At 65.3% G+C, this 20,309-nt stretch carries 21 protein-coding genes; 9 read left to right on the top strand and 12 right to left on the bottom strand.

From position 1 onward, the window contains the following. Positions 1-113 precede the first annotated feature (113 nt). The 6 genes from panC to dksA all read right to left on the bottom strand — a co-directional run bounded on the left by panC (position 114) and on the right by dksA (position 5,088). Entirely contained in the window at positions 114-959 is an 846-nt protein-coding gene (panC, locus tag C7I36_RS10050) for a pantoate--beta-alanine ligase (protein ID WP_106453592.1), read from the bottom strand. Between the two features lie 9 nt (positions 960-968). Next, entirely contained in the window at positions 969-1,763 is a 795-nt protein-coding gene (panB, locus tag C7I36_RS10045) for a 3-methyl-2-oxobutanoate hydroxymethyltransferase (RefSeq protein WP_106453591.1), read from the bottom strand. A 12-nt stretch (positions 1,764-1,775) separates the two neighbouring features. Then, a complete protein-coding gene (gene folK, locus C7I36_RS10040; protein WP_106453590.1) occupies positions 1,776-2,264 on the bottom strand; it encodes a 2-amino-4-hydroxy-6-hydroxymethyldihydropteridine diphosphokinase in 489 nt (162 codons plus the stop codon). Further along, positions 2,261-3,622, bottom strand: a complete 1,362-nt coding sequence (gene pcnB, locus C7I36_RS10035) for a polynucleotide adenylyltransferase PcnB (protein WP_245880091.1) — start codon at positions 3,620-3,622, stop codon at positions 2,261-2,263. The genes folK and pcnB overlap by 4 nt, the downstream gene beginning before the upstream one ends. A gap of 74 nt (positions 3,623-3,696) precedes the next feature. Then, positions 3,697-4,620, bottom strand: coding sequence for a tRNA glutamyl-Q(34) synthetase GluQRS (gene gluQRS, locus C7I36_RS10030; protein ID WP_106453588.1), 924 nt, complete (start codon positions 4,618-4,620; stop codon positions 3,697-3,699). A 15-nt stretch (positions 4,621-4,635) separates the two neighbouring features. Next, the gene (gene dksA, locus C7I36_RS10025; protein WP_094039516.1) at positions 4,636-5,088 is read right to left on the bottom strand and encodes an RNA polymerase-binding protein DksA; all 453 of its coding nucleotides are present in this window, start codon (positions 5,086-5,088) and stop codon (positions 4,636-4,638) included. A 282-nt stretch (positions 5,089-5,370) separates the two neighbouring features. Here dksA and sfsA point away from each other — a divergent pair, with 282 nt between their 5' ends. Continuing rightward, complete coding sequence (gene sfsA, locus C7I36_RS10020) at positions 5,371-6,075, top strand: DNA/RNA nuclease SfsA (RefSeq protein WP_106453587.1); 705 nt, start codon at positions 5,371-5,373, stop codon at positions 6,073-6,075. On the opposite strand, the gene thpR is transcribed toward sfsA, so the two are convergent. Continuing rightward, positions 6,065-6,583, bottom strand: coding sequence for an RNA 2',3'-cyclic phosphodiesterase (gene thpR, locus C7I36_RS10015; protein ID WP_106453586.1), 519 nt, complete (start codon positions 6,581-6,583; stop codon positions 6,065-6,067). The genes sfsA and thpR overlap by 11 nt on opposite strands. A 64-nt stretch (positions 6,584-6,647) precedes the next feature. Between thpR and hrpB the strand changes: the two genes are divergently transcribed. Genes hrpB through C7I36_RS10000 form a run of 3 tightly spaced genes read left to right on the top strand, consistent with a single transcriptional unit; the run spans position 6,648 to position 11,927 of the window. After that, a complete protein-coding gene (gene hrpB, locus C7I36_RS10010) occupies positions 6,648-9,080 on the top strand; it encodes an ATP-dependent helicase HrpB (protein ID WP_106453585.1) in 2,433 nt (810 codons plus the stop codon). A gap of 2 nt (positions 9,081-9,082) precedes the next feature. Further along, positions 9,083-11,425: a penicillin-binding protein 1B gene (mrcB, locus tag C7I36_RS10005; protein WP_106453584.1), complete on the top strand. Its 2,343-nt coding sequence runs from the start codon at positions 9,083-9,085 to the stop codon at positions 11,423-11,425. 58 nt (positions 11,426-11,483) lie between these two features. Beyond that, positions 11,484-11,927 (top strand): VOC family protein, encoded by a 444-nt coding sequence (locus C7I36_RS10000; RefSeq protein ID WP_106453583.1) that lies wholly within the window; start codon positions 11,484-11,486, stop codon positions 11,925-11,927. Between the two features lie 2 nt (positions 11,928-11,929). On the opposite strand, the gene hemL is transcribed toward C7I36_RS10000, so the two are convergent. Continuing rightward, positions 11,930-13,216, bottom strand: a complete 1,287-nt coding sequence (gene hemL / locus C7I36_RS09995; protein ID WP_106453582.1) for a glutamate-1-semialdehyde 2,1-aminomutase — start codon at positions 13,214-13,216, stop codon at positions 11,930-11,932. A 179-nt stretch (positions 13,217-13,395) separates the two neighbouring features. On the opposite strand from hemL, the gene C7I36_RS09990 reads away from it, so the two are divergent. Genes C7I36_RS09990 through C7I36_RS09975 form a run of 4 tightly spaced genes read left to right on the top strand, consistent with a single transcriptional unit; the run spans position 13,396 to position 15,160 of the window. Then, positions 13,396-13,992, top strand: a complete 597-nt coding sequence (locus C7I36_RS09990; RefSeq protein WP_219899636.1) for a DUF6776 family protein — start codon at positions 13,396-13,398, stop codon at positions 13,990-13,992. Between the two features lie 56 nt (positions 13,993-14,048). Further along, complete coding sequence (gene erpA / locus C7I36_RS09985) at positions 14,049-14,393, top strand: iron-sulfur cluster insertion protein ErpA (protein WP_106453580.1); 345 nt, start codon at positions 14,049-14,051, stop codon at positions 14,391-14,393. A gap of 15 nt (positions 14,394-14,408) precedes the next feature. Beyond that, positions 14,409-14,732 (top strand): glutaredoxin family protein, encoded by a 324-nt coding sequence (locus tag C7I36_RS09980; protein WP_106453579.1) that lies wholly within the window; start codon positions 14,409-14,411, stop codon positions 14,730-14,732. Then, positions 14,729-15,160, top strand: a complete 432-nt coding sequence (locus C7I36_RS09975; RefSeq protein ID WP_106453578.1) for an HIT domain-containing protein — start codon at positions 14,729-14,731, stop codon at positions 15,158-15,160. Before C7I36_RS09980 ends, C7I36_RS09975 begins: the two co-directional genes overlap by 4 nt. Positions 15,161-15,174: 14 nt before the next feature. Here C7I36_RS09975 and C7I36_RS09970 read toward each other — a convergent pair whose 3' ends face one another. Continuing rightward, on the bottom strand, positions 15,175-16,458 hold the full coding sequence (locus C7I36_RS09970; protein ID WP_106453577.1) for a peptidoglycan DD-metalloendopeptidase family protein: 1,284 nt from the start codon (positions 16,456-16,458) through the stop codon (positions 15,175-15,177). Between the two features lie 123 nt (positions 16,459-16,581). Between C7I36_RS09970 and tyrS the strand changes: the two genes are divergently transcribed. Beyond that, positions 16,582-17,778 (top strand): tyrosine--tRNA ligase, encoded by a 1,197-nt coding sequence (gene tyrS, locus C7I36_RS09965; RefSeq protein ID WP_106453576.1) that lies wholly within the window; start codon positions 16,582-16,584, stop codon positions 17,776-17,778. A gap of 122 nt (positions 17,779-17,900) precedes the next feature. Here the strand turns inward: tyrS and C7I36_RS09960 are convergent, their stop codons facing one another. The 3 genes from C7I36_RS09960 to C7I36_RS09950 all read right to left on the bottom strand — a co-directional run bounded on the left by C7I36_RS09960 (position 17,901) and on the right by C7I36_RS09950 (position 20,307). Next, positions 17,901-18,530: a trimeric intracellular cation channel family protein gene (locus C7I36_RS09960; protein ID WP_106453575.1), complete on the bottom strand. Its 630-nt coding sequence runs from the start codon at positions 18,528-18,530 to the stop codon at positions 17,901-17,903. Between the two features lie 63 nt (positions 18,531-18,593). After that, positions 18,594-19,391, bottom strand: a complete 798-nt coding sequence (locus C7I36_RS09955) for a cobalamin-binding protein (RefSeq protein WP_106453574.1) — start codon at positions 19,389-19,391, stop codon at positions 18,594-18,596. Next, positions 19,384-20,307 carry a cobalamin biosynthesis protein gene (locus C7I36_RS09950; protein ID WP_106453573.1) on the bottom strand — a complete coding sequence of 308 codons (924 nt, stop codon included), beginning with the start codon at positions 20,305-20,307 and terminating at the stop codon, positions 19,384-19,386. The genes C7I36_RS09955 and C7I36_RS09950 overlap by 8 nt, the downstream gene beginning before the upstream one ends. Positions 20,308-20,309 lie beyond the last annotated feature (2 nt).

Genomic DNA, 20,309 nt, shown 5'->3' with positions numbered 1-20,309 from the left:
CAGGCTCACGCCGACTCGCCGTGAACCCATCCCTGGGGGCTCGACGGCGCCATCCCTGGCGCCAACGGTCGGCTTAGAGCCTGGCTCCCCCTCCCAGCAAGACCTGAGTGTCACTACAGGGGCACTACCTGGTTATCTATCAGTCTGGCCTTGCCCAGAAAGGCGGCCATTAAAATCACCGCCGCCCGGCTGTGCTCGTCAAGCGGCGCCAGGGTGTCGGCATCGACGATATCGATGCCGTCGGTGCGAAAGCCGGCGCCGTCCAGCCGGGCGGCGCCTTCCTTTACCAGCAGTTCGAGATCCCGCTCGCCCGCGGCCAGGCGCTTGGCCAGCCGGTGCATGGTGGCGGCCAACTCGGGTGCCAGGGCCCGCTCCGACTCGGTCAGGTAACCGTTGCGGGAGCTGAGCGCCAGGCCGTCCTCGGCGCGTACCGTGGGCACGCCCAGGATCTCCACCGGCAGGTTCAGATCGGCGGTCATTTTACGGATCAGTGCCAGCTGCTGGTAGTCCTTTTCGCCGAAGCAGGCCAGATCCGGCTGCACCAGGTTGAACAGCTTGCACACCACTGTGCTGACCCCGTCGAAGTGGCCCGGGCGCAGAGCGCCTTCCAGCACCTGCGAAATGCCGGGCACGCTGACCCTGGTCTGCTGCTGCTGGCCGTGCGGGTACATCAGCTCGGGAGTGGGGGTGAACACCAGATCCGCCTGGTCGCCGAGGCGCTCACAGTCCTGCTTCAGGGTGCGCGGGTAGGCGGCCAGATCGGCGGCCCGGTCGAACTGCAGCGGATTGACGAAAATGCTCACCACCACCCGGTCGGTGCGGGCCCTGGCCTGCTGCACCAGCTCCAGGTGACCCTGGTGCAGGTTGCCCATGGTGGGCACGAAGCCGATGCGATCGCCGCCTCGGCGCCAGCCGCCGATGATGCTCCTCAGTTCCTCTATGGTGCTGACCAGTTGCATCTTCTGTCCTCAGTTAAAACTGTGCTCGGGGCCGGGAAAGCGGCCCTCGGCCACCTCGGCCACATAGGTTTCGATGGCGGCCCGGACGTTGCCGCTCTCGGCCAGGAAGTTCTTGGTGAACTTGGGCACATAGCCGGAGGTCAGCCCCAGGGCGTCCTGCATCACCAGCACCTGGCCGTCGGTGTCCGGGCCGGCGCCAATGCCGATCACCGGGATGCGGAGTTCCCGGCTGATGTCGGCGCCCAGTTGGCTGGGCACGCACTCCAGCACCAGTAGCTGGATACCGGCCGCCTCCAGGGCCCTGGCGTGGCGCTTGATCTGCTCCGCCTGCTCAGCCTCACGGCCCTGCAGCTTGAAGCCGCCGAACACGTGTACCGACTGGGGGGTGAGCCCCAGATGGCCGCATACCGGCACACCCTGGCGGGTCAGTTGGGTAACGGTCTCCGCCAGCCAGTCGCCGCCTTCCAGCTTGACCATATGGGCGCCGGCCCGCATCAGGGCGGCGGCGCTGGCGCAGGCCTGCTCCGGGGTGCTATAGCTCATGAACGGCATATCGGCGACGATGAACGCACTTTGACTGCCGTTGGCCACGCAACGGGTGTGATAGGCGATGTCGCCCACGCTCACCTTAAGGGTGCTGGCTTCGCCCTGCAGCACCATGCCGAGGGAGTCGCCGATCAGGATGGAGTGGACCCCGGCCTGTTCGAACAGGCCGGCGAAAGTGGCGTCGTAGGCGGTAATCATGGCGATTTTCTGGCCGGCCTGCTTCATCGCCTGCAGGCGTGCGGTAGTGATTTTGCTCATGGTGGTTTCCTGTTACTGCGCCGGCAACCGGGTCATGCCGTTTTGCGGGCAATCCCGCAGCAGCCGGGCCAGGGGGGTGCCGCAGGGCAGCACCAGTTCCGGTGCCAGGTCGGCCAGCGGATAAAGCACGAATTCCCTTTGCTTCATGCCATAGTGGGGTATGGTCAGCCGCTCGTCCTCGATCTGCTGGTCGCCATAGAGCAGTATGTCCAGATCCAGGGTGCGGGGGCCCCAGCGTTCATCCTTGCGCTCCCGCCCCTGGGCCAGTTCTATCGCCTGCAGGGCGTCGAGCAGGGCATGGGGCGAGAGCCGGGTGTCGAAGGCCGACACGCCGTTGACATAGGCCGGCTGATCCGCCGGCCCCATGGGACGGCTCAGATACAGGGGCGAATGGCAAAGGCTGGCGGGCACGGCCAGGGCCGCCAGTGCCTGCCGGGCGGCACGGATTTGGGCCTCGGGGTCGTTCAGGTTGGCGCCGAGGGCGACAAAAACCCGTTTCACCCTTCCCGTCTCCGGCGCGGACGGCGGCGGGGCCGCTTGCGTGGCGACTTGCGCGGGGCGGCTTCGGTCATGTCGTTATCCTGCTCGCGGGCTGCCACCTGACTCAGTTTTTTCTGGTCCACCGGGTTGGCGACCTGGAAGTCGGTCCACCACTCGGCCAGTTCCTTGAGCCGGGGATCAAGCTCGGCCCGCAACAGCAGGAAATCGTAGCCGGCGCGGAACTTGGGATGCTCCAGCAGCCGGTGGGGGCGTTTGCCGGCGCGCTTGGTCAGCCGGTCCTGCAATTGCCAGATATCGCGCACAATTGTGCTGAAACGGCGGGGGATGGCTACGGTTTTCACCTGGCGGCCGATCACTTCGTCGGCGGCCAGCATAAAGGCGTCGTGGTAGCCGAGTCCGCCGTCGTTGACGAATTCCTGGGTGCGGGTTTCCACCGGTCCCCACAGCAGGGCGGCATAGAGGAAGGCGGGGGTGACCCTCAGTTCCTGGGCGATACGCTCGTCGGTGTTGGCCAGGGCCAGCTCGATAAAGCGGCCGTAACGGTTGTTGCCCCGGCCCATAACCTCGGCGGTTTCCGGGAACAGGGGCGCGAACAGGCCGTAGTGCTGCATCTGGCGATAGGTTTCCAGGCCCTGGCCGGCGAGAAACAGCTTGAGGGTTTCCTCGAACAGCCGGGCCGGGGGAATGTCGGACAGCAGCGGCGCCAGCTCCCGGATGGGGGCCTCGGTGCGCGGGCTGATGCTCAGCCCCAGCTTGGCGGAGAAGCGCACCGCCCGCAGCATGCGCACCGGGTCTTCCCGGTAGCGGGTTTCGGGATCGCCGATAAGCTCCAGGCGGCGGGCTTCCAGATCCTTGAGGCCGCCGGCGAATCCGAGCACGCTGAAATCGGCGATATTGTAGTAGAGGGCGTTGACGGTAAAGTCGCGTCGCTCGGCATCTTCCTCTATGGTGCCGTAGACATTGTCGCGCAGCAGCATGCCCTCGGCGGACTGGGCCGAGATGTGTTTGTTGGTGTTGACCTGATGATGGTGGCCGCGAAAGGTGGCCACCTCGATCACGTCCCGGCCGAACAGCACATGGGCCAGGCGGAAACGACGCCCCACCAGCCGGCAATTGCTGAACAGCTGCTTGACCTGCTCCGGGGTGGCGTTGGTGGCGATATCGAAATCCTTGGGCTGGCGACCCAGCAGCAAGTCACGCACACCGCCGCCGACCAGGTAGGCGTCAAAGCCCGCCTTGTTCAGGCGATACAGCACTTTGAGGGCGTTTTCACTGATTTGTCGGCGCGATATACCGTGCTGGTCGCGCTCTAGCACCACGGGTTGCAAGGGCAACGCCTCCTGTTGTCGGGTAAGCAGCTTTTTACAAAAGCCGGCGATCTGGGAAAAAATGGGACACCTCGCAGGGCCTTGGGTAAAGAAAAATGGGCGCCCTATGATAGCGCAGGGCGTTCTAAATGCGAACTATCCGCGCAGGGCAACGCAATATGAGGGCCTTTGGGCACCTGTTCGAGACACCAGTGCGACCTGGCCCAGGCCAGCAGCTCGGTGGCACCGGCACCAAACAGTACGGTGGGCGGATGTTGGCCGAGAAAGGCCAGGGCCTGCCACAGGGCCCGGCCCGGACGATGCTTGTCCAGGGCCGGGGCATGGTTCTGCTTGGACAGCTTGTGGCCGCCATAAGTGGCCAGGGGCAGGTGCAGCCAGCCCGGCTCGGGGGCGCCGAGCAGGTGGTAGAGGGCTATCTGGCGTACCGTGGGTTCGAGCAGGTCGGCGCCGCGCACCACTTCCGTCACTCCCGCGTCCCAATCGTCGATCACCACGGCCAGGTTGTAGGCGTAAAGGCCGTCGCGCCGGCGCACGATAAAGTCTTCTTCCGCCAGGGCCGCGGGCACTGTGATCCGGCCCTGCAGGCAATCCTCGAAGCCGTACACCGGCCGCGCCATGCGCAGGCGCACCGCTGCGCCGTCGGCGCCCAGCTTGAGCCGGCGGCAATGGCCGTCGTAAAAACCGCCGGTCTCGGCAATACGCCGGCGCGGGCAGTGGCAGTAATAGGTCAGCCCCCGGGCCGCCCAGTCATCCAGCACCTCCTGGTAGCGGCCATGACGCCGGCTTTGATAGACCACATCGCCGTCCCAGTGCAGGCCAAAGACTTCCAGGGTACGCAGTATGTCGTCGGCGGCGCCGGGGACTTCCCGGGGCGGGTCCAGATCCTCGATGCGCACCCGCCACTGGCCACGGCAAGCGCTGGCCCTGAGGTAGCTGCCGAGGGCGGCGATAAGGGAACCAAAATGGAGGGGACCGCTGGGAGAGGGAGCAAAGCGCCCAATATAGCGGTCGGGCGCGGTGTGGTTCATGACGAGGGGGCCGGTTCAGTAACCGGCCATCTGTTTTTCCTTGATCTCGGCCAGGGTTTTGCAGTCGATGCACAGATCGGCAGTGGGGCGGGCTTCCAGCCGGCGGATACCGATTTCCACGCCGCAGTGTTCGCAATAACCGAAATCGTCGTCCTCGATTTTTTGCAGGGTCTTTTCGATTTTCTTGATCAGCTTGCGCTCCCGATCCCGGGCCCGCAGCTCGAGGGCGAATTCTTCTTCCTGGGCGGCCCTGTCCACCGGATCGGGGAAGTTGGCGGCTTCGTCCTTCATGTGGCCCACGGTGCGGTCCACTTCTTCGCGCAATTGATTGCGCCAGGCGCCCAGAATCTTGCGGAAGTGCGTTTTCTGCGCTTCGTTCATGTATTCTTCGTCGGGCTTCGCCTGGTAGGGCTCAACACCGGCAATAGCCAGAATACCGAGAGATTTTTTGGTTTCGACTGCTGGCATTCCGTATCTCCTAAAAAGCAATATTGCGCCAACCAAATTTGAGAAGCGGCTATCTATAGCAGAAAGCATGTTAACAAGGCAATTTTGCCGTGTGATTTCTGGGGAATGGCTCCCTTAAATCAGAAATCGCCTGCTTTTGCGGCCGCCCCTCCATCCTGCGCCGGCTCGCCGGGCATGGCCGAGCCCATCAGATGAGGGCGGTCGGTGCGCTTTTCAAGAGTGGAGTCGGGCTCTGCCGACCGGTTACCATCTCCCTTCATTTTAGGAACTATAGGTAGAATTGTGCAGTTTTCCTCTTGCTTGCGCCGGGGCCGGCTGATCCGCCGCTACCAGCGCTTCCTGGCCGACGTTCAGGCCGGTGATCACCACCTCACCCTGCATTGCCCCAATACCGGACGCATGACCGCCTGTGGCGAGCCCGGCTGGGAGGTCTATTATTCCACCTCCGACAACCCCAGGCGAAAGTACGCCCATACCTGGGAGTTGAGCCGCAATCCGGGGGGCGACTTTATTTGTGTCAACACCATCCGGGCCAACCAGCTGGCGGCCGAGGCGCTGGAGCAAGGCCTGATCCCCGAACTGGCCGGTTACCGCCGGCACCGGGCCGAGGTCCGCTACGGCGAGGAAGGTAGCCGTATCGACTTCTTGCTGAGCCAGGGCGGTGCCCCCGATTGCTATGTGGAGGTGAAAAGCGTGACCCTGCTGGCCCCGGGGGGCCAGGGTTATTTTCCCGACACCCAGAGCCTGCGGGCGCAAAAGCACGTGCGCGAGCTGATGGTCCAAGCCCGGGCCGGACACAGGGCGGTGCTGCTGTTTTGCGTGTTGCATACCGGCATCGAGCGGGTTGCTCCCGCCCGGCACCTGGATCCGGCCTACGGCAGGCTGCTGGACGAGGCCCTGGCGGCCGGCGTGGAATGCCTGGCCTGGCGTGCCGACATTTCTCCCGAGGGGATGCAACTGGCGGTGCCGCTGCCGTTCAGTCCGTGAGCGGCCAGCGTTGCAGGCAGTGGTAAAGCGGCCCTTCGGCGGTGAGTTCCGAATGGTACAGGCAGAGTTCCCGTGGCCGGTAAACCAGGGGCGACATCGGGGGCAGGGTGTCGGTGGTGCAGTGGCGAAACAGGGTGATATGGGGACGATAGGCCCGGTGTGGCCTGGGCTGCCCCAGGGTGCGGCAGGCCAGTTCCACTGCCCCGGCCAGCGTCATCAGTACGGCTGGCGGTGCCGAGGGTCCGGCCCAGACCACGCCGGCGCGGGGGAAACAGCCCAGCCGGTCGAGGACGAGTTCGAAGCCGGGCATGGGCATCCTCGCCAGCCTGCGCAGCAAGGCCGCCCGGTCGTCGTGCCCGAGCCGGCCGATAAACAGCAGGGTCAGGTGCAGTTGGGCGGCGGGGATGCGTCGTCCGGGCAGGCTGAGCCTGTCCTGCAACCGAGCCAGGGGCGAAGCCAGCTCCCTGGCGGGAAAGGCCAAAAACAGCCGGTTGTCGTCGCTTGCCATCGGCATAGTCCTTTTGCTGGGCTTTTGGCACAATATAACGGTTTAACCGTCCTCAGGTAACAGCGTGAACCAGCTACCCATAACCGAAGCCCTGCCCCGGCTGCAGCAGGCGCTGGCGTCCTCCCGTATCATCCTCGAAGCGCCGCCCGGTGCCGGCAAGTCCACCTGGCTGCCCCTGTGGCTGCTGGAGCGTCCGGAGATCACCGGCCGCATCATCATGCTGGAGCCGCGCCGGCTGGCGGCCCGCACCATAGCCCAATACCTGGCCCGGCAACTGGGCGAGGCGCCGGGCGGCCGGGTCGGCTATCGCATGCGCGGCGAGAGCCGGATCGGCAAATCTACCCGGCTGGAAGTGGTGACCGAGGGGGTGCTGACCCGGATGCTGCAGGCGGATCCCGAACTGGCCGGTGTGTCCCTGCTGATTTTCGATGAATTCCACGAGCGCAGCCTGCAGGCGGATTTGGCCCTGGCCTTCGCCCTGGAGTGCCAGGCCCTGCGCGAAGATCTGCGCATACTGGTGATGTCCGCCACCCTCGAAGGGCTGGCGCTGGAGCAACTGCTGCCCGATGCCGCCATCGTGCGCAGCGCCGGGCGTGCCTTTCCGGTGAGCATCGAGTACCTGCCGCGCAACCAGCACAGCCGGCTCGATGAGTGCCTGGGGCGGGCGGTGCTCGCCGCCCTCTCCGGCCACGAAGGCAGCGTACTGGCCTTCCTGCCCGGCGAGCGGGAAATTCGCGCCGCCCACGACTGGCTGCTCGACCGGGTGCCCGGCGATACCGAGCTCCGCCCTCTTTATGGCCGGCTTACCCTGGCCGAGCAGCAGGCGGCGATAGCTCCGGCGGCGAGCGGCCGGCGCAAGGTGGTGCTGGCCACCAATGTGGCGGAGACCTCGCTGACCATAGACGGTATCGGCATAGTGGTGGATTCGGGCCTGGAGCGCCAGGCCCAGTTCGATCCCGAGGCCGGCATCACCCGGCTGCTGAGCCGGCAGATAGGCCAGGCCTCGGCCACCCAGCGGGCCGGCCGGGCCGGCCGGCTGGGGCCTGGTGTCTGCCTGCGGTTGTGGAGCCGGGAACAACAGGAGCGGCTGGCGCCCCGGCGGGCGGCGGAAATCGAGCAGAGCTGCCTGGCCGCCTTCGTGCTGGAATGTGCCGCCTGGGGCGCCGAGCCGGAACAACTGCCGTTGCTGACATCACCGCCGGCGCCGCTGCTGGCCGCGGCCCGGCGACAGTTGGCGGAGCTGGGGCTGCTGCACGGCAGCCAGCTCACTCCCCTTGGCCGGCGGGTGTGGCGGCTGGGCACCGAGCCCTGGCTGGGGCAGTTGCTGCTCACTGCCGCCGACTGGCAAGGGCAGGGCCGGGAAGGCGCCCTGGCCGATGCCGTCTGGCTGGCGGCGCTGGTAGAGGAAGGGCGTTTCGGCGAGGGCCCCCTGTCGGGCCAGGTGCTGGCTGCCCGGAGCCGGCTGGCCGCCTCGGCCCGGCGCTGGTTTCAGCGTCTCGAGATGACGCCGGCGGAGCCCGTGGGCCATTACCTGGGGCTGCTGCTGGCCAATGCCCGACCGGAGTGGGTGGGGCTGTTGCGCCAGCAGGGCCGCTATGCGCTGGCTGGCGGACTGAGCGCCGACCTGCCCCAGGCCAGCCCCCTGGCCGGCAAGCCCATGCTGGCGGTGGCGGCCCTGGGCCGGGGCGAGCGGGGCGTCGTGATCCAGGCGGCGGAGCCGATCACGCTGGAAGCGCTGCGGCAATACCTGCCCGGGCGCTTCAGTGAGCGGGAGCAACTGCAGTGGGACGATGACGCCAACCGGGTGAGGGCCGAGCGGCAATGGTGCTTCGGCAGCCTGGTGCTGCAACGGATACCCCTGGCAGAGGTGAGTCCGGAGCAGCGGGCACATTGCCTGCTGCAGGAAATCCGCCGGCGGGGCTGGGACAGCCTGCCGCTGGATGAGGCGGCCCGGCAACTATGGCTGCGGCTGAAGCTTGCCGGACAAAAACTGGCCGACTGCGGCTTTTCCCCCTGTGATGAAGCGGAATGGCTGGCGCAGGCGGAAGACTGGTTGTTGCCCCGTCTGCACGGGCTTGGCCGCTGGGACGAGCTGGCCCGGCTGGACTGGAGTGCGCTGCTGCGCGGCAGACTGGACTGGCAACGGCAGCAAATGCTGGATACCCTGCTACCCGCCCGGATTGAACTGGCCACCGGAACCCGTGCCGATATCCGCTATCGGGAGGGGGACGATCCTGTGCTGCCGGTGCGGTTGCAGGAGATGTTCGGCCAGTCGGGCACGCCCGAGCTGGCGCATGGCCGGGTGGCGCTGGTGCTGGAGCTGTTGTCGCCGGCCCGCCGGCCTCTGCAGGTAACCCGGGATCTGGCGGCGTTTTGGGCCGGTTCCTACCAGGACGTGAAAAAAGAGATGAAGGGACGCTATCCCAAGCATGTATGGCCGGACGATCCCGCCAATACGGCGCCGACCCGACATACCAAGAGGCAGATGAAGCACTGATTATGGCAAAACAAACCCGGACCTCCAGGTCTCGCAAAAAACCCGTTAAACAGCGCCGCTCCTGGTGGGGGCTGGTGTTCAAGCTCGGTCTGGTGTGTGCCGTGCTGATCGGGGTATTCGGCATCTATCTGGACAGCCAGGTCCGAGCCCGTTTCGAGGGCCAAAAATGGGCCTTGCCGGCGCTGGTCTACAGCCGGCCGCTGGAGCTGTTCCCGGGGCAGAAGCTGTCTTACCAGCAGATGCTGCGGGAGTTGCAGCTGCTCAACTACCGCAAGGTGGCCAGCCCCGACCGGCCCGGCGAGTACGCCGTGGCCAACAATCGCATCGAGATTCACCGCCGGCCCTTCAATTTCGCCGACGGCGCCGAGGCCGCCCGCTCCATCCTGCTGACCTTCGACGGCCAGCGCCTGGCGCGAATGCAAAATCCGGCCAACGGCCGGGAGCTGGGTTATGCCCGCATGGATCCGGTGCTGCTCGACCGGCTCAATGTGGAACAGCGGGAAGACCGTTTGCTGGTGCGCCTCGATCAGGTGCCCGAGCTGCTGGTGACCACGCTGCTGACGGTGGAGGACAGGGATTTTTACCGCCACGACGGGGTGTCGCCGCTGGCGATCCTGCGCGCCCTGGTGGTCAACATCAAGGCCGGCCGCACCGTGCAGGGCGGCAGTACCCTGACCCAGCAGTTGGCCAAGAACTTCTTCCTGACCCAGGATCGCAGCTTGTGGCGCAAGGTGCAGGAAGCCTATATGGCGCTGATCATCGATTTCCGTTACGGCAAGGATGAAATCCTCGAGGCCTACCTTAACGAGGTTTACCTGGGCCAGAACGGTGCCCAGGGTGTCTACGGCTTTGGCCTGGCCAGCTATTTCTATTTCGGCCTGCCCCTGAACGAACTCAACCCGGATCAGATTGCCCTGCTGGTGGGGCTGGTGAAGGGACCTTCCTTCTACGATCCCTGGCGTAATCCGGAACGGGCCAGGGAACGGCGCGATCTGGTTCTGCGCCTGCTGGCCAACGAAGGCCACATCGACCGGGACACCTACGAGCAGTCCAGCAGCCGGGCACTGGGGCTGATTGAGCGCGGTCGCATGGGGTATGGCCGTACCCCGGCCTTTATGGGGCTGCTGCGCCAGGAATTGCGTGAGCGTTTCGGCGATGACTTTCTGCGCCAGAACGGTCTCAAGATTTTCAGCAGTCTTGATCCTATCGCCCAGCATACCGCCGAGCAGGCGGTGATTGAGCAGATCAAGCAGCTCAGGGCCAACACCAAGCGCAATGACCTGGAAGCGGCGGTGGTCGTCTCCAACTGGCGCAAGGGGGAGGTGAGCGCCGTGGTCGGTGGGGCCGACCCCAGCTTTGCCGGTTTCAACCGGGCCCTGGCCGCTCGCCGCCCTATCGGCTCCCTGATCAAGCCGCCGGTGTTTGCCGAGGCCTTGGCTCATGGCTATACCCTGGCTTCCCCGATCAAGGACGAGCCCATTGCCCTGCGCAGCGATGCGGGCCAGGTGTGGCGGCCCAACAACTATGACCGCCAGTTCCGTGGCCAGGTCATGCTGGTGGACGCCCTGGCCAAGTCGCTCAACGTGCCGACCGTCAACCTGGGCATGGCACTGGGCCTGGACAAGGTCGTGGAGGGCCTCAGGCGGATGGGAGTACAGCAGCCGATCCAGGCCTATCCTTCGCTGCTGCTGGGTACTTTGGAGCTGTCGCCGCTGGAGGTCAATCAGCTTTATCTGACCCTGGCCAACCAGGGGCTGTACCAGCCGCTGACCTCGATCCGCGCCATTCAGGATGAGCAGGGCGAGCTTATCTACCAGCACAGCGCCCGGGCCACCCAGGTGTTGGAGCCGGAGGCGGGCTACTTGGCCCTCTATGCCATGACCCGGGCCGTGGGCGGCGGTACAGCGGCCCATCTGGCTGCCCGTTTTCCCAACCGGGTCATGGCGGGCAAGACCGGCACCACCAACGATCTGCGCGACACCTGGTATGCGGGGCTGGATAACGAAGAGCTGGTCAGCGTCTGGGTTGGCCGCGACGACAACGGCGTGACCGGCCTGACCGGTGCCAGCGGCGCCCTGCGGCTGTATAGCCGTTATCTGGACGGCCGGGGAGTGGACTCGCTGGAGCTGGCTCCGCCTGCCGGCATTGATCAGGTGAATTTTGCTCTGCGCGACGGCCAGCCCGCGGATCCCCGCTGTGAGCAGACCCGGCTGCTGCCGGCCCGGGCCGCCTCGTTGCCTGCGGTGCGGGACTGCCGTCCGGCCACCCCGTCTCGCCCGACCCAACCTTCCCAGGAGCAGCCGGTCAGTGACTGGCTGCGCGACATCTTCAATTTCGCCCGCTGAGCGGTGAAAGCCTCCGTCTCCGTATATGCTGAACAATATGGAGACGGAGGAGCCCGCCATGTTCGCTTTTCATCACGTGACTATCAGTGTCCGGGAGCTGGATACCGCAGAGGGATTTTACCGGGGGCTGGGCTTCGTCCCTGCCTATCGCTGGCAGGATGATGAGGGCCAGCTGCAGATCTGCCATCTGCGCCTGGGCCAGGCGCTGCTTGAACTCTATTGCTTCCGTCCGGTAGACGATCCCGAACTCTCCGCCATGCCTCCCTGGGCCCACGGTTTCCGTCTGGGGCTGAGACATTTTGCACTCCAGGTAGACGATCTCGACCGGGCGCTCAATGCCTTGCACGGGGCCGGCATGCTGGTGGACAAGCCGTCGCCGGTCAAGGGACAGACCTGCGCCCGCTATGTGTTTATTCTGGATCCGGATGGCAACAGTGTGGAATTGCTGGAAGGGCCGCTGGTGGAGATCCAGCGGCCGGAGTCGGACAGCCTGGGCCGTTAGGGTCAGCCCTTGAGGGCGGCGAAGGCGCGGTCGGCCGCGGCCAGGGTGTGGGCCAGTTCGCCGTCGCCGTGGGCCAGCGACATGAAACCCGCCTCGAAGGCGCTGGGCGCCAGGTAGACGCCCTCTTCCAGCATCAGGTGGAAGAAGCGCTTGAAGGCGTCCAGATCACAGCGGGTGACCTGGTCATAGCGGCTGATGGCTTGCTCGTCGGTAAAGAAGAAGCCGAACATGGCGCCAACCCGGGTGGTGGTGAAGGGGATGCCATGCTTGTCGGCGGCGGCCTGCAGGCCGTCCACCAGGGTCCTGGTTTTCTGTTCCAGGGCTTCGTAAACACCGGGCTGGCTGATGGCGTTGAGGGTGGCCAGGCCGGCGGCCATGGCCACCGGGTTACCGGACAGGGTGCCGGCCTGGTAGACGGGGCCGGTGGGCGCCAGGTGCTCCATCACCTCGCGCCGGCCACCGAAGGCGCCTACCGGCATGCCGCCGCCGATGATCTTGCCCAGGGTGGTCAAATCCGGCTTGACCCCGTAGCGCTGCTGGGCACCGCCCAGGGCGGCGCGGAAACCGCACATCACTTCATCGAAAATCAGCAGGGCGCCGTACTGGTCGCACAGGGCGCGCAGGCCTTCGAGGAAACCGGGGACGGGCGGAATGCAGTTCATGTTGCCGGCCACCGGCTCCACTATGATGCAGGCGATGTCGGCGGGAGCGGCTTCAAAGGCGGTCTTGACCGACTCCAGGTCATTGAAGGTGGCGGTCAGGGTGTGCTTGGCGAAATCGGCGGGCACGCCCGGGGAGTTGGGCTGGCCCAGGGTGAGGGCACCGGAACCGGCCTTGACCAGCAGGCAGTCGGCGTGGCCGTGATAGCAGCCCTCGAACTTGAGGATTTTGTCACGGCCGGTAAAGCCCCGGGCCAGGCGGATGGCGCTCATGGTGGCTTCGGTGCCGGAGTTGACCATGCGCACCTGCTCCATGGAAGGCACCAGCCGGTTGACCATTTCGGCCATGGTCACTTCCACGCCGGTGGGGGCGCCGTAGCTCAGGCCGCGGGACACCGCTTCCATTACCGCTTCGCGCACAACGGGGGCGTTGTGGCCCAGGATCATGGGGCCCCAGGAGCCGATGTAATCGACGTAGGCCTTGCCGTCCACATCATAGAGGTAGGCGCCGTCGGCCCGTTCGATAAAGCGGGGCGTGCCGCCCACACCGTTGAAGGCGCGCACGGGAGAGTTGACGCCGCCGGGGATGAAGCGGCGGGCCTGGGTAAACAGATCATCAGACTTGGACATGGGTCATCCTTTGGTATTCAGGGTCAGAGAGGCACTGGCGGCCAGGGTGTCCCGACTATAACAAAATCCGCGGCGGGCGAGAATGACCGTGCTGGCGCCGGTCCGGGGGCTTTGGCACAATGCGCGCTCTTTAGGGGAGGCGGATGATGAAAGGGACCATGGGGCTTAGGATGTCACTGGTGGCGAATGCCGTCCTGCTGGCGGTGCTGGCCTATCTGGGATTGCATTATCAGCAACAGCAGGAGCGCGCCGAACAGGCGCTGGCACAGACGGAGCGAAGCCGCCAGGAACTGTTGACGCTAAAGCTGGAACTGCAGGCATTGTTGAGTGCCGAAAGCAGCCAGCTGGCGCAACTGGAACAGCAGGCCAGGCAACTGGCCGAACAGGCCCAGCAATTGGCTCTTTACCGCCAGGTGCTGGCGCCGGACCAGGGGCCCGAGTTGATGCTGGTACAGGAGGCCATCGTTGCCCAGGAGCAGGCCGAGCTGTTCGGCTTTCGGCTGGTGCTGCTGCAGCCGGGCGATAGGGCCGGCCGGATCCGCGGCCAGGCCAGGCTGCAGGTGCGGGCCCTGTCTGGTGATCAGACGGTGACCCTGGATGCCGAACAGCTCGGCGTAGCGCCCTTTAGCCTGGATTTCCGGCATTTCCAGATGCTGTCCGGCACCTTGCGGCTGCCGCCGGGGGCCCGTGGCCAGAGGCTGGAACTGTTGCTGGAGCTGTCCGGCGGCGGGCGGCGCACCCTGAGCCTGAACTGGCCGGGTCCGGACAATACTTGAACTGTTTACTCGGGTATTGGATAATTTCGGCCGATGACCAACCACAAGAGGTAGTGATGAGCGAAGCAACCCCCTTGCCGATCCAGATGAGCGATGCGGCCGCCAACAAGGTCAAGGCCCTGATCGCCGAGGAAGAAAATCCCGAACTCAAGCTCAGGGTTTACATCACCGGTGGTGGTTGTTCCGGCTTCCAGTATGGCTTCACCTTCGATGAAAAAAGCAACGACGGTGATACCGTGATCGAGAAAAACGGTGTCATTATGGTGATCGACGCCATGAGCCTGCAATACCTGGTGGGCGGGACCGTCGATTATGTCGACGGTCTGGAAGGCTCCCGCTTCCTGGTCACCAATCCCAACGCCACCAGCACCTGTGGTTGCGGCTCATCTTTCAGCATCTGAGCATCTGAGGCGGCTATGTCCATGTTTGATTGGCTCAAGGGCGCCGACAAGCCCGACGCATCCGCTCCGGCGGTGGACAGCTGTGAGCGCCTGGCCCTGTACCAGAGGGCCTGGTGCCCCTATTGCCAGCGGGTCAAGGCGGTCATTGCCGAGCTGGGGCTGGAGATCACCGAGTACGACACCAATGAGCCCGAGCACCTGCAGGCGCTGCTGGCCGGCGGTGGCCAGCGCATGGTGCCTTGCCTGCGCATCGAGCAGGAGCCGGGGCACTACTACTGGCTGTATGAATCGATGGACATCATCGCCTACCTGAGGCAGCACTGCGGCGGTCAGTCATGAGTGAGTCCGGGTTTGCGCTCCATCCCCGGCTGGCGGAAGACTGCCTGGTGCTGGGTGATCTGCCCCTGTGCCGTGTGCTGCTGGCGAAGGATGGGCGTTATCCCTGGCTGATCCTGGTGCCCCGGCGACCCGGCATCCGGGAAATCCACTGGCTGGAGGAAAAGGATCAATTGCAGCTGATGCGTGAGTCCTGCGCCCTGGCCGGGCTGCTGGAGCGGACGCTTTCCCCCGACAAGATTAATGTGGCGGCACTGGGCAACATGGTGCCCCAGCTGCACCTGCATCATCTGGCGCGCTTTACCACCGACGATGCCTGGCCTGGCCCGGTCTGGGGCCGCCACCCGGCACAGCCCTATGCCGAGCCGGAGCAGCAGGCCCGCCAGTGGCGCCTGTGCCTCGCGGGGCTGGACGGTTTCACTCCCGCCTGAGCGCTAGGCCGGCCTCAGTTGCTGGCCAGCATCACCTCGCTGATCCTGTCGAGCTGGGCCAGCAGCCGTTCCGCCTTGGGCCGGAAGCGGGCCAGTTCCTCCCGGGACAGTATGGCCGCCTGGGGCAGTTTGACGGTCTTGGGATCCTGGTGCACACCGTTGACCAGGAATTCGTAGTGCAGGTGGGGGCCGGTTACCCGGCCGGTGGCGCCGACGGTGCCGATTTGCTGCTCCTGCTTCACCTTTTCCCCTTTCTTGACCATGCGCTGGTGCAGGTGCAGGTATTTGGTGAGGTAGGTGCCGTCGTGGCGGATCACCACATAGTTGCCGTTGAACTGGCTGTAGCCCGACTCCACCACTACGCCGCCGCCGGCCGCCACCACGGGAGTACCGGTGCGGGCGGCATAGTCGATTCCCCTGTGGGCCTTGACCTGGCCGGTCACCGGGTGCAGCCGGCGGGGATTGAAGTTGGAGCTGATGTGGCTGAAGTTTACCGGCGCCCGCAGGAAGCTCTTGCGCATGGCCCGGCCTTCGGGCGAGTAGTAATTGCCATCCTCGTGGCGCACGGCCCGGTAAACCTTGCCCTGGTTGATGAATTCGGCGGCGAGAATGTTGCCGGTGGCGACGCGGATACCGTCTTTGTAGCTCTCTTCATAAAGCACGGAAAAGCGATCGCCGGCGCGGATATCGAGGGCAAAATCCAGGTCCCAGGCAAACATGGCGGCCAGTCCCAGTATCTGGCCAGGATTGAGTCCAGCTCCTACGCCGGCGCTCCAGAAGTTGGAACTGACCTCGGCCTGGGCAAAACGATGGCGGTTTTCCAGTTCGGCACTGTGGATACGGCTTTCGAGTCCGTCCTGGCGGTGGCGGATTTCCAGGGTGCGGGCGGCGTCCAGCGGATAGCTTAGCGCGCGCAGGCCGCCCTGGTGATCGAGTGCCAGGGTGAGGCGGTCACCGGGATGGATCCTTTTCAGGGCATCGGCCTCGCCACCGAGCCGGCTGATGTCGTGCAGCAGGGTGGAAGGCAGGCCCTGACGGGCAAAAATGGAGGACAGGGTATCGCCGGGCTTGACCTGCACGACCAGTTCGCGGGCCGCGGCGGCGTCTTCGGTCACGGGCTTGTCCTTGACCTCCAGCGCCAGGTCGAGGCGTTGCGAGGTGCTGGCGGCCGCCTGATCCCGGCTGGCCAGGGCCGACTCGGTCGGGGCCAGCAGCAACAGTCCCATGGCCGCGCTGAGCGTACCGATGGCAATCCTGTGGCCGCGGGGCAGTATCTTGAATAGTCTGATCACGGGCATCTTGGGCTCTTCCCTGAATACTGTCAGGATTTTACAGCCTTTCCAATTTATCCGCCATTCCAGTAATATGCCCTCCTTATCTGTTTAGGTCGTCTACGTTCACAGCACAGGAGTATAGAAGCCATGTCCCAGCTGGAAGCGGCATTAGCGGAGATCAAACGCGGTGCCGAAGAGATACTGGTTGAAGAAGAGCTGGTTGCCAAACTGAAGGAAGGGCGCCCGCTGCGGGTCAAACTGGGCATGGATCCCACCGCCCCCGATATCCATCTGGGCCACACCGTGATTCTCAACAAGCTGCGCCAGTTTCAGGATCTGGGCCATGAGGTTTTGCTGCTGATCGGCGATTTTACCGCCCAGGTGGGCGATCCTTCCGGCAAAAACAGAACCCGGCCGCCGCTGACCCCTGAGCAGGTGGCGGACAACGCCAAGACCTACGCCGAGCAGGCGTTCAAGGTACTGGATCCGCACAAGACCCAGATCGTCTACAACTCCAGCTGGTTGGGCGAACTGGGCGCCACCGGCATGATCAAGCTGGCCTCCAAGCTGACCGTAGCGCGCATGCTGGAGCGGGACGACTTTAAAAAACGCTACAGTTCGGGCCAGTCCATCGCCATCCACGAATTCATGTATCCGCTGCTGCAGGGCTATGATTCGGTGGCGCTGAAGGCGGACGTGGAGCTGGGGGGAACCGATCAGAAGTTCAACCTGCTGATGGGCCGCGAGCTGCAAAAGGATGCCGGCCAGCCGCCCCAGGTGGTGCTGACCATGCCGTTGCTGGAAGGCCTCGATGGTGTCAAGAAAATGTCCAAGTCCGCCGGCAACTACATTGGCGTGGACGAAGCGCCGGGCGAAATGTTCGGCAAAATCATGTCCCTGTCCGATGAGCTGATGTGGCGTTACTTTGAACTGCTGTCCCGTCGCAGCCTGGACCAGTTGGCCACACTCCGGCAACAGGTGGCTGAGGGCGCCAACCCGCGGGACATCAAGATCCTGCTGGCCAAGGAGATCATCACCCGCTATCACAGCGAGGCGGCGGCCGAGCAGGCGCACCAGGACTTTGTGCTGCGCTTCCAGAAAAACGCCATTCCCGACGATCTGCCCGAGGTGACCCTGCAGGCGGGGGGGGAGGGCATTGCCATTGCCAACCTGCTGAAGGACGCCGGCCTGGTGGATTCCACCTCGGAAGCGCTGCGGATGATCAGGCAGGGGGCGGTCAAGGTGGACGGCGACAAGCTGGACGACGGCAAGCTTGTGGTGCAGCCCGGCCAGGCGGTATACCAGGTGGGCAAGCGCAAGTTCGCCAAAGTCACAGTAGCCTGAGCCTGACCACCGACCCATGCCAAAGGGCAGCTCACATGCGCTGCCTTTTTTGTGCGGTTAGTGCAACCGAGCGGCGAAGGTAACCCGCTGATGCTTCGCGCGATTATTTCAGCCGAGCATCCTCACCGGGTCAGCGAAAAGGCGGGCAGCGACAGGTGCCAGCGAATGGCCGCGATGCGCAGTACAAAGGTGCCCAGCATGCCGAGTGCCGTGGCCAGCAGGGCAGGCAGGCCCAGGGCCAGGGCGCCGGTATAGAGCACGCCACCCAGGATGCAGGCAGTGGCATAGATTTCCCGTTGCAGCACCATGGGCACTTCCCGGGCCAGTACGTCCCGGATCATGCCGCCGGCGACGCCGGTGATGACCCCCATCACTACTGCTACCATGCCAGAGGTGCCGTGATTGAGCGCCTTCTCGGCGCCGATCACGGTAAACAGTGCCAACCCGAAGGCGTCGGCCAGGGGCAATATGTACCAGGGCAGGCGTCGCGGCAGCCGGGCCAGGTATTGGCCGATCAGGGCGGTGGCCAGGATGACCCACAGATAGACGGGGTTGCCGACCCAGAACACCTGTTCGGCGCCGATGATCAGATCCCGTATGGTACCGCCACCGATGGCGGTCACCGCCGCCAGCACGATGACGCCAAAGCCGTCCATGCGCAAACGGCCCGCCACCAGTACGCCGGAAAAGGCGAATACGGCGGTGCCGAACAAATCACTCCAGTAGAACACGGACTCAACCAGCAGGGGCACTTGTTTCTACCTCAAGACAAAAGGGGCGCCATTGTATAGAGGGGCCCGGTGGAACACAATCGGCTAGCGGGCGAGTTCGAGTTGCCGGCACAGGGTGGCAATGCCCGCCGGAGTACGTGGGGTAAAACGGTGCAGGCTGTCCGCATCTATGGTGAACAGCTGGCGCTTCTGCACCGCTTTCAGCTCGGGCCAATCCAGCCAGCGGCGCAGCTGCGCCCGGTTTTCCGCCAGTATCACCCCGGGGTTTTGTGCCAGCACGAATTCGGGGTCGATCTGCGGATAGGGTGACAGGCTGTGTTCGGTGATGTTCTCGCCCCCGCACAGGCGAACCGCCTGCCCCATCCAGGTATCGCCGTTGACCGACATCAGCGGCGACTCGCCGAGCTGGTAAAACACCGATACCGCAGCCGCGTCCCGGTATTGCCGGGCAAGCTGGTCCAGTTCCCGGCGATAGTGGGCCGCCACCTGGCTGGCCTGGTGTTCCTGACCGGTAAGGCGGCCCAGGTATTCCAGCTCGTCAGCCAGGTCATGCAGCCGCCTGGGCTCCGAATAGACAACGCGAATGCCCAGTTGCTCCAGCGGCGCCACCTGCAGGGACTGGGCGCTGCGCCAGGCCACCACCAGGTCCGGCTGCAACGCCAGTATCCGCTCCAGGTTGAGCGAACGGTAGTTGGCCACCTTGGGCAGCGATGCCACCCGGGCCGGATAGTCGCTGGCCTCGTCGGTGGCGACGACCTGCTCGCCGGCTCCGATGGCAAACAGCATTTCGGTGATGTGGGGCGACAGGCTGACAATGCGCTCGGGCCTGGCGCAGGCGTGATTGGCCGCCAGCAGCAGCAGAATACCGAGCACCCTAACCATGGAGCAGGGGCACCAGGGTCAGGGTCCAGGCCAGGGAAAGCCAGAACAGCAATGCCAGCACCAGGCGCCGGAGCAGGGCCGCGACCTCGGCCTGGCCCAGGGGTGCAGTTCCGCCCAGCTTGGGATAATAATCGGTGCCGGCGGTATAGCGGCGCGGGCCACCCAGCCCGGCCCCCAGTCCGCCGCCGGCCACCGCCAGCAGCCGTCCGGCGGCGGGGAAGGCCCAGAGCCCGCCCTTGGGCCAGGCGCGCAGGGCACGCAAGGAGCCGGGATAAATCAGCAGGGTCAGCGCCAGCAGATGAAAGGGCAGCCAGGCCAGGGCCCGGTACAGGGCCGAAGGCAGGGCCCCGAAATGGCGCCAGTCCACCAGCTTGCGCGGCCAGGCCTGGGCAGTGGCCCGCAGCAGGATAACCCCCAGCGCCGCGTAAGCCCCGCCCGCCAGATACCAGCAGGCGAGGGTGAAGTCTCCGGCCAGGCGCAGCAGGGCTGTCTCCGCCAGGGCCTTGCGCAGGCCCAGTTCGGATAAGGGGTCGGTCTGGCGCAGACACAGGGGGGCCAGTGTCAGCCGGGCCAGGTGGCGTTGCTGCGGGATCTGGCGCAGGCACAGGGGCAGCGCCCGGCCGAGCCGGCCCAGGTCGAGACCGGCCCACAGCAGCAATACATCGAGCAGGGCCGGCCAGGGCGCCAGGGTGGCCAGGGCCCACCAGGCGGACACCAGCGGCAGCCACAGACACAGCAACAGGGCTCCCCCCGCTACCGTCAGGTAGCCCGGGGAGTAAGCGGGCCGGTTGAGGCGCCGGCCAAGCCGCTGCAGGCCGGTCACCAGCAGTGGCGGCAGGCGCTGGGCCGGCATGACCAGGCTGAGCAACAGGGCCAGGCTCAGCAGGGTCAGCGGGTGTTCCAGCAGGGCGGGCATGG

This window comes from Zobellella taiwanensis (assembly GCF_003012795.1).
Taxonomy (GTDB): Bacteria; Pseudomonadota; Gammaproteobacteria; order Enterobacterales; family Aeromonadaceae; genus Oceanimonas; species Oceanimonas taiwanensis.
The sequence above is the reverse complement of the archived record's forward strand: the minus strand, read 5'-3'. Positions and strand labels throughout refer to the sequence as shown.

What these genes read in the sequence shown, in the direction of transcription:
- panC (WP_106453592.1), bottom strand. Translation starts at nt 959, where the DNA reads ATGCAACTGGTCAGCACCATAGAGGAACTGAGGAGCATCATCGGCGGC.
- panB (WP_106453591.1), bottom strand. Translation starts at nt 1,763, where the DNA reads ATGAGCAAAATCACTACCGCACGCCTGCAGGCGATGAAGCAGGCCGGC.
- gluQRS (WP_106453588.1), bottom strand. Translation starts at nt 4,620, where the DNA reads ATGAACCACACCGCGCCCGACCGCTATATTGGGCGCTTTGCTCCCTCT.
- dksA (WP_094039516.1), bottom strand. Translation starts at nt 5,088, where the DNA reads ATGCCAGCAGTCGAAACCAAAAAATCTCTCGGTATTCTGGCTATTGCC.
- thpR (WP_106453586.1), bottom strand. Translation starts at nt 6,583, where the DNA reads ATGGCAAGCGACGACAACCGGCTGTTTTTGGCCTTTCCCGCCAGGGAG.
- mrcB (WP_106453584.1), top strand. Translation starts at nt 9,083, where the DNA reads ATGGCAAAACAAACCCGGACCTCCAGGTCTCGCAAAAAACCCGTTAAA.
- C7I36_RS10000 (WP_106453583.1), top strand. Translation starts at nt 11,484, where the DNA reads ATGTTCGCTTTTCATCACGTGACTATCAGTGTCCGGGAGCTGGATACC.
- hemL (WP_106453582.1), bottom strand. Translation starts at nt 13,216, where the DNA reads ATGTCCAAGTCTGATGATCTGTTTACCCAGGCCCGCCGCTTCATCCCC.
- erpA (WP_106453580.1), top strand. Translation starts at nt 14,049, where the DNA reads ATGAGCGAAGCAACCCCCTTGCCGATCCAGATGAGCGATGCGGCCGCC.
- C7I36_RS09980 (WP_106453579.1), top strand. Translation starts at nt 14,409, where the DNA reads ATGTCCATGTTTGATTGGCTCAAGGGCGCCGACAAGCCCGACGCATCC.
- C7I36_RS09975 (WP_106453578.1), top strand. Translation starts at nt 14,729, where the DNA reads ATGAGTGAGTCCGGGTTTGCGCTCCATCCCCGGCTGGCGGAAGACTGC.
- C7I36_RS09970 (WP_106453577.1), bottom strand. Translation starts at nt 16,458, where the DNA reads ATGCCCGTGATCAGACTATTCAAGATACTGCCCCGCGGCCACAGGATT.
- tyrS (WP_106453576.1), top strand. Translation starts at nt 16,582, where the DNA reads ATGTCCCAGCTGGAAGCGGCATTAGCGGAGATCAAACGCGGTGCCGAA.
- C7I36_RS09955 (WP_106453574.1), bottom strand. Translation starts at nt 19,391, where the DNA reads ATGGTTAGGGTGCTCGGTATTCTGCTGCTGCTGGCGGCCAATCACGCC.
- C7I36_RS09950 (WP_106453573.1), bottom strand. Translation starts at nt 20,307, where the DNA reads ATGCCCGCCCTGCTGGAACACCCGCTGACCCTGCTGAGCCTGGCCCTG.